Source organism: Streptomyces daghestanicus (assembly GCF_020521275.1).
Taxonomy (GTDB): domain Bacteria; phylum Actinomycetota; class Actinomycetes; order Streptomycetales; family Streptomycetaceae; genus Streptomyces; species Streptomyces griseoviridis.
In genome coordinates this window covers 1-7,810 of the sequence record NZ_BNDX01000004.1, presented here as the reverse complement: position 1 = coordinate 7,810, position 7,810 = coordinate 1, and the positions used below count along the sequence as shown (strand labels likewise).

The window sequence follows — 7,810 nt, the reverse complement described above, 5'->3', positions numbered from 1 at the left end:
GGTTGTAGGTAGTTCTAGCGTGTAATGGCTCGGTTTGTGTTTGTGCTGGTCAGAACTGTTTTTCCTAGTTGGTTGGGTTGGGGTTAGCGGCTGGGGTGGGGCGGTTGTGTAGTTCGGCGAGGTGGTCGAGTTGTACCGCGTCGAGGGTGGTTTTGGTGATGCGTTCGGTGCCGTCGTGGATGGCGGTGATGGCGGCTTGGCGGATGAGTCTGGTGAGGGATCCGATGCGGCCGGCGGTGCGCTGGTGGAGGTAGGGGGCGTGGCGGGGGAGGGTGCCGGGTTTGTGGTGGTGGAGGTCGAGGGCGTTTTCGATGTCGGTGATGACGTCGCGGAAGGGGCGGTGGGTGCCGTGTCGGGCGGGGAGGGGGCCGCAGGTGATGAGGGTGGCCCGTCCGGCGAGCTGGGCGCCGCGGGTGCCGCTGAACAGGGGTGTGTCGGTGACGTTGATGCCGGCGTAGACGAAGGTGGCGGCCAGGCGTTCGGTGAGGTCTTTGAGGAGGTCGGCGGTCTGGGCGCCGGTGGTGGTGCGGGGGTTGAGGCGGTGGATCTCATCGATGAGGACGAGCTGGACGCCGGCGTGGGTGTAGGTGTGGCAGACGGCGTCGGTGATCTGGGTCTGGGTCATGCGGGTGGTGACGGGGATGCCGAGGTAGCGGGCGAACTCGGTGATGAGGGTTTTCGCGGTGGCGCCGGGCGGGACGAGGACGTAGGCGACGGGTGCTGTGGCGTGGGCTGATCCGGGCGGGGGCGGGTTCTTGCGGGTGTGGGCGAGGTGGCAGGCGCGGCCGACGTTGAGCAGGGCGGTGGTTTTCCCGGCGGCGGCGGGGCCGGTGACGATGAGGGAGGGCCGTGCGGTGGTCTGCTGGTGGCGGCCGAGGATCATCAGGGTGCGGACCTGGGTGGTGAGCTGGCTGATGGCGGGGGTGCGGATGGTGACGAACGCGGAGTGGTAGGCGAGGCGTTCGTCGGTGCTGCGGGGCGGGTCGCCGGGCTGGGGCGGGGAGACGGGGGCGGTGGTGGCGAAGTGGTGCCAGCCCTGCCAGGTGGTCAGGGGCCAGGACAACTCGGCCGTGGCGTTGCTGTCCGCATCGGCGGGTGCGCTGGGTGGTTGGTGCGCTGCGGGGCGGGTGTTCACCACTTTTCGGCTTCCTTGTGGGCGTCGTAGAGCCCGAATCCGGTGGCCGCGGCGGGGCGGGTGCCGTCGTCGGGGAGGTCGTCGAGGTCGTCGATGCTGTCGTCCTCGTCGTGTGGTGCGGGCTCGCCGGCGGCGGGTGCGGTGCCGTGGTGCGGGTGCCGGGCGGCGGGGACCGGCATTGTGGCGCGGGCGAGGAGGGCTTGCTCGGCGGTGGTGGCGTGGCCGCTGGTCACGCGGCGCATGAGCTGGTCGAGGGCGTCGGCCAGGGCCGCTTCGTGTTGCTGGGTGTCGTCGTGGTTGCTGTGCTGGGCGTGGGTTCGGATGTGCTGCCAGGTGTGGTCGTTGAACGGCTGGTGGACGTGGTCGCGGTGGATCCAGGGGATTTCGGTCAGCCCGCCGTCGGTGAGGCGTACCCAGATCTGGCGGACGTCGTGGGGGTTGTAGTGGATTTCCCATTTCCCGCCCCGGCCGGCGACGGGGGAGGTTTGGCCGCGGTAGGGGGCGAGGAGATCGGCGTCGTAGGTGCGGTGGTGGATGGTGATGCCGGCGGGGGTGATGGCCTGCCAGCGCACCGGGAGCAGTTCGAGGTAGTCGTGGCCGGTGAGCGGGACGGGGACGTGTCCGGCGACGGCGACGAGCGCGGCCCACATCTGGTTCGGGGTGAGGGCCTTCTTCGGCATCAGCGGGTGGCGCAGGCCTTCGTGGGGCCGGTGGTGGTAGTGCACCAGCCATTCGTCGAGGAGGTCCTGGAGCTGGGGGACGCTGTAGCAGGCGTCTTTCTCGGTGTCGGGGCCGCGGCGGGTGACGTCGGAGCCGGTGTAGCCGGGCAGGTGCTGGCAGAACAGGTGGTTGATGGTGCCGAAGGTCCGCTCGACGATGCCTTTGGCGGTGGGGGCGTGGGGCGGGGCGGGCTGGACGCTGATGCCGAGGTGTTCGCAGGCGGCGGTGAACGCGGTGGAGACGAAGACTCTGCCGCGGTCGACGACGATCGTCTCGGGCAGGACGACGGGCCGGGCCGCAGCCCCGGCCAGGCGCTCGTCCAGCGTGGCCAGCCGCTGGTGGGGGAGTTGGGGGGCGTGGTCCATGCGCAGGATGTCCGGCCAGGTCGGCCGGGCGGGGTGGGGTACGGCCATCTCGGCGAGCAGCAGGGCCGCGTCGACGGCTTTGGTCGCGCGCGGGCACAGCACGGCGGCGAGGATGGCGCGGGTGGCGACGTCGACGGCGATGGTGAGCTCCGGGCGGGCCAGGCGGCCGTCGTCGAAGAGGGCGAGGACGTCCAGGCGGGTGGTGTCGATCTGGACCTGCTCGCCGGGCCGCAGTGCCGTGGCGGGGGTGAACGCCGGCCCGTCGACGCTGGCTGGCACCTGCCGCACGGGCCCCGTGGGCAGTTCACCGGGCCGGGCCAGAGCGGTGACGAGCCGGTAGAGCGTGGCCTGCGACGGTGCGGGCACCGTGCCGGGGCCGTGCCGGTCGGTGAGGATCTGGTGGATGAGCGGGAACAGTCCGTTGATGGTGCCGCGGGAGCGGCCGCGGCGGCGGCGCAGCGCTTCGCGGACGGCGGCGACGACCCGCTCGTCGGCCCGGCCGGTGGGGCTGGAGGCGCGGGTGGTGCGGTGGTCGAGGAGCCCCCACAGGCCCTGTTTGCGGTAGGCCAGGCGCATGCGCTGCACCGTGGTGCGCGATACCCGGCCGAAACCCAGCGCGGTCAGCTCTGCCGATTTGGCCTGCTCGCGTTCGGCCAGCGTGTGCCGCTGCGGGTCGTACTGCGGCCGCACCGTTCCTTCGCTGCCGGGCCCGCCGGTGAGCCCGCATTCGACTTCCCGCACATGCCGCTGCCAGGCCAGCGCCTTCTCACGCGCCGCGGCGGGGGCGGTCTCGAACAGCCCCCACTGCGGGGCCGCCTGCGGCGTATCGGCGCCGATGACGGCGAAGCCGGGGTCGGCGAACAGGTGCCCGGCGAGCACGGCCTCACCACCGCCGTCCGGGCCGACGAGGTGGATCTCCTGCCCCGACAGGGCAACGACCTGCCACGTCACGCCGCCGTACCGGACGCGCGCGCCGGGCTTCACGGCCGGCCGGGCATCGCGCCGCGCGCTCACCCGGCACCTCCCGTCTCGTCCGGGCCGCTCCAGCCCCGCGGGCCGACGAGGGTTCGTTCGTGTAGTGGCGTCGTGAGGCCGGCCGTCAAATGCCCGTGCCACAGGGCGTGGAAGACGCAGGGGAGAACCTCGATCGGGTCGCCGACCGCTTCGGTTCCTTCGATCAGTGGACGCGGCCGCCTGAACGCCTCCGCAACCGCCGTCGCCAGACCGGGGCGGCCGGCGTTGCGGGGGTGACGGTAGCCGGCCAGCCATTTCAGGTTGGCGGCCGCGACGTCGTCGAGCGGTGGGAGGCGCCGGTAGGTCCAGCCGATGTGCACGCACGCCTCGGTTACCGCATGGGCGGCGTTGAGGGCGCGTTCGCCGCCGGCGTCCGGGTGGCCGGGGCAGTCGGCGAGCAGCGCGGTGCCGTCGGCACGGCGGGCGAAGAGCTGCGGCACCCAGGAACGCGCCTGCCCGCGGGGATTACGCCAGAGCAGCCGCACGGGCCGCCCCGCCAGGCCTGTCACGTCCGGGTCGCGGTCCAGGACCATCAGCTGGGTGCGCATCGCGTTCGATCCCGCGGCCACGTGCCGCCCGGTGGTCGCCGACCACCACAAGCCCGGCCCCCAGCGCCGCCCCGGCACGGCCGGGAACGCCGATACCGGCGGCAGATCTTCGAACGCCACGGTCATGGCGGCATCTGCCCACCGCTGCTGGACCGCCTGCCCCACCGGGTCGAGGAACACCGCCTCGAACCCGCCGCCCTGGTCCACGCCCGCTCGCCCTGCCCGGCTACGGGGCCGGGCCGCTCCTGTGCTGGTCACCCGCGCCAGCCAAGCCACTCCCGCCAGCAGACGCCGCCGTTTTCAGTATTCCTGCCACGAACGAGTGCCGTATCAGCTAACAGTCGATCCGTCCCTCGGCGCGTCGCTCTCAGCCGCTGTCTTCCTGCCCGCCCGCGGTCAGCATCTCCCGGAGCACCTCGACGGGTATGTCCACCCACCGGGCCACCTCTTCCAGGGGCACCCCGCCGTTCACCGCCGCCACCGCGGTCCGGTTCCAGGCGTTCTCGATCAGGCCAGCACTGTGACCGAGGCCGCGCAGCAGCCGCCGGGCGACCTCGGCGGTCGGCCCGGTCTGTACCCCGCGCAGCTGCAGCAGCTGTTCCTCGGTGCTGTCGATAGCGCTGGTGATCAGCCTGCGCTGCTCGGCGGGTACCGCAGCCCGCCACATCGTCCCCGAACCGGGCGCTTTCTTCTCCTTGCCCAGCACCCGCAGCTGGCCGGCCATGGTCGAGCTCTGGTGTTCCTGCCGCAGCCACCACGGGTCGTTGTCGTACCCGGGCGCCCCGCCTGCGCCGCGGCGAAGGCGGATGACGCTGCCCATCCACGCGATGAGCGGCCCGCCGTGGTCGGCTGCGGCCAGCGGCCCCAGCCACGCACGCCCCAGCAGCTCACCGAGCCTGCGGCAGAACATTCCGTCGGCAGGCAGCGCCTGCGGGCGTCCGGCACCGCTGTCCGCCCACACCAGCTCGGCCATGTCCGGGTCCAGCAGCGCGTCGGCGAGGGCCACCACCTCGGGGAAGACAACCGCGTCCCGACCCACGATCCGCCACCGCTCCAGGTCCCCTCCGGCGTTGCCGCCCGCCACCTGGTGCAGACGCCGCGGCCAAATGGTCTCTTGCTCCCAGTGGAGGGCCTGCCCCCACCACCGAGCCACCACCGCATGCGCCAGGGCGAACACCCTCGCTGGCTCGGCCCCGGCCCGTACCGCCCGTCGCTCTACACCGGCCCACCGCCGCTGCGCCGCGACACCCTCCGGCAGACCCCGCAGGTCGAGGTGCTCAAGCGGTTGGTCGGCGTCCGCGTCCAGGAGCCACCGCCCGTGCCGGACACACACCCGCTCCCATCGCGGCGCGTACCGCACCACCCGCACGGCCGTCCCCGTACGTCGGGCCGTGCACAGACGACAGCCGAACGCTACCGGCCCGGCGACCGCACCGCCGGTCCGCCACGCCGCCGCCGGCTCCCCGGCATCCGCGGCCGGCAGGCGGGCATCCTCCCGCCCCCAGGACGGCAACGCCCGCGCCAGCACACCCTCCTCCACGCCGCACAGGCCTGCCAGGAGCTGCCGCCCCGCCGTGTTCAACAGCACCTCGGCGTCCGCCCGCCCGCCTCCGCCGTCGTGCCGAGGCTTGTGGCTGCGCCACTTCCAGCAGGACCGCAACGCCGTCGCTTCCAGTCCGTAGCGGCTGGCGATGCGGCAGATCAGCGACGAGGTCGTCTCTCTGTTCAGGGGAGCGGTTCGCAGAAGGCCGGGGGGAAGGGTCACTTCACCACGGTCTCGTGTCCGTCGATCAGGGGGGCGTCTTCGCGGCAGTTCCTTGCGGCCTGCGGCCGTCCTTGGCTCACTTCCTCAGGGCCGCAGCGGCCCCTTTCTGAAGCCGACGGCCGCAACGTGACGGGAGATTAGCCCGATCGAGCACATCGTGATGATCCGATCGCACTAAGCTACGCCTGTGGTGGTTGGCGAAGACGCTCAAGTGAAGGGCTTCTCGGGAGCTCGAAGAGCCAAGCAGTGGCTCGAGGGCACGATGCGCATCTTCGGTGCGTACGCGAACACGGACTCGGAGTCCTGCGGCCGTCGGCTGACCCTCGCCTGGCCGTACGGAGGTCGGACCTTCTCCTTCGATCTGGGCGGCGCCATGCGCGGCGATCCTTACCAGAACGACATGTTCTGCGCAGAGGTCAAGAACTATGCGCAACCCAGCGACCAGGGGACGCAGTTCGACGAGTTTCTCGCCAAATGCTACGTCGCCGCCCAGGCCCAGCACCATCTCAGCGACCACTTCATGTGGATCACTTGGGCACCGTTCCGGGCGAACTCCTGGTCCACCCTCAACTCGCCTGACCAGGTGGAGAGTGCAGTCCTTCAACACAGCAGTCGCGTTCTCGGCACCAGCAACCCCGAGGAAGCCCGAAAACTTTTGGACAGCGAACTCGCCCAGTCGGTTGCCGCACGCCTGTGGCTGATCGTCCTCTCGGACAAGCAGGAAACCCTCCTGCCGCTCAAGGACTGGGCAGCCATCGTCGCTGCCGAACTCACCCGCAGAGAGGGCTCGTGGTGAACCTCGTCGAACAGTCGATTGCCCAGGCCATGGACGAGCCCGACGACCGGATGATGTTCACCCAGGTCAAGGACATCGTCGCCCGGCACCTGCGCCGCATGGACCCCGGCGCCACCGTCACCAAAACCGAATTCTTCAACCACACCCACGTCCCCGACATGGTTCTGGAATGGCCCAGCCGACCGCGCACACCCCGCCGGTTCATCTACCTGCGCACCACATCGGACCAGCGCGAACTAGAGGACGACCTGCAACGTCTTCCCCGCGCGGACCGGCCGGTGCTTCTCGCCCTCGGTCAACTGTCCTCCACGCGGCAACGAGGAGACCTCCCTCCGCTACCCGGCACCAGCACGTCGCTCCTCCTCGACACTTCCGCGCTCGGCGCACTCCAGCCGGCCGACGACTCTCCCGGCATCCCTCAGCTGGTGTCCCGCTCCGTCCTCGAGGGCGGCCGCGGCACCCTCGACAGACCGGCCACCGAGGAATTCCTGAATACGGTCGTCCAGGGAGCGGAAGCCGCCCGCGCGGGAGAACACGTTCCCACCCGCGATGCTGTCGACGCCCTCACCGCGCAGATGACCACCGACGTCGCCGACCGGATGTCAGCCTTCCTCGCCGCGCTCTGGCAAGGCGGCGGATCCACACTCGCCAGCTTCCCCGCACCCCAGCGAGGCGTCGGCCATCTCGACGAGACAGCCCTGATGTACCTACTGGAATCCGAGGACATCACCGACACCGCGTTCTGGGACCGGGTCGTCCGCATGATCAGCCTCCCTACCTTGCTGCGCACCCGGGCTGCAGGCACCGGAAATCTCCAGTACCTCATGCGTGAGGCGATCCGGCTCTGGACCAGCCGCGTCTGCATGATCGTGCCCGGCGTGGCAGACGCGGACATCAGCCCCTGGCGCTGGACAGTGAAGGCCGGCCAGCTGATCCTGCAGACCCCGCGCTTCCACGTGCTGGTCGCCCAATCCCAGCGCCAGCTCCCGTCCGGCCAGGAACACGACCTGCCCCGCCTCGACGAAGTGAGGAACAGGGCCGACCGCTTCGGCATCCCGCTGACCTCTCTGCGCATGGTCGTGACGGACCGCCACGTCGGCTACGGCGGACCCGGCGACGACATCTCCCACGACACCCGACTCGACGGCATCAGCGACGCGCTGGGACAGGCCGAGGGAGTCATCGAAGCCGAAGCCCGCATCCCCTCCGGCGAGACCCTCCAGTGCATGTTCGCCACCGGAATCGCCAGCGCCCGCGGAGCACGTACCCAGGTACCGCTGGACGCCCTCCTCGGCACAACCACGCGCCTGCTCTCCGATCTCTCAAGCGATGAAGCCGAGAAGATCACCCACCTCCTCGGCGCTCAAGGCCCACCCCCCGACCAGCCATGGAGCCAGCCCAGCTTCGACGACGTATAGGGCCAGCGCCAGCCCGGCCATCAGGCACGGCGCGAGGTTACCTCCTCGC

General features: G+C 70.9%; 6 protein-coding genes. 2 read left to right on the top strand and 4 right to left on the bottom strand.

The window, feature by feature from the left end; translation table 11 throughout:
* Window positions 1-64: 64 nt before the first annotated feature.
* The 4 genes from Sdagh_RS07065 to Sdagh_RS07050 form a co-directional block, all read right to left on the bottom strand.
* Window positions 65-1,051: a TniB family NTP-binding protein gene (locus Sdagh_RS07065; protein ID WP_226534798.1), complete on the bottom strand. Its 987-nt coding sequence runs from the start codon at window positions 1,049-1,051 to the stop codon at window positions 65-67.
* Between the two features lie 80 nt (window positions 1,052-1,131).
* A complete protein-coding gene (locus Sdagh_RS07060; RefSeq protein WP_190076853.1) occupies window positions 1,132-3,234 on the bottom strand; it encodes a TnsB C-terminal domain-containing protein in 2,103 nt (700 codons plus the stop codon).
* Window positions 3,231-3,989 (bottom strand): TnsA-like heteromeric transposase endonuclease subunit, encoded by a 759-nt coding sequence (locus tag Sdagh_RS07055; protein ID WP_190076854.1) that lies wholly within the window; start codon window positions 3,987-3,989, stop codon window positions 3,231-3,233. Before Sdagh_RS07055 ends, Sdagh_RS07060 begins: the two co-directional genes overlap by 4 nt.
* Window positions 3,990-4,149: 160 nt before the next feature.
* On the bottom strand, window positions 4,150-5,547 hold the full coding sequence (locus Sdagh_RS07050) for a DNA-binding protein (protein WP_190076855.1): 1,398 nt from the start codon (window positions 5,545-5,547) through the stop codon (window positions 4,150-4,152).
* A 187-nt stretch (window positions 5,548-5,734) separates the two neighbouring features.
* Between Sdagh_RS07050 and Sdagh_RS07045 the strand changes: the two genes are divergently transcribed.
* Together Sdagh_RS07045 and Sdagh_RS07040 are read left to right on the top strand one after the other, a co-directional pair.
* Window positions 5,735-6,343, top strand: a complete 609-nt coding sequence (locus tag Sdagh_RS07045; RefSeq protein WP_190076856.1) for a hypothetical protein — start codon at window positions 5,735-5,737, stop codon at window positions 6,341-6,343.
* Window positions 6,337-7,761 (top strand): hypothetical protein, encoded by a 1,425-nt coding sequence (locus Sdagh_RS07040; RefSeq protein ID WP_190076857.1) that lies wholly within the window; start codon window positions 6,337-6,339, stop codon window positions 7,759-7,761. The genes Sdagh_RS07045 and Sdagh_RS07040 overlap by 7 nt, the downstream gene beginning before the upstream one ends.
* Window positions 7,762-7,810: the final 49 nt, after the last annotated feature.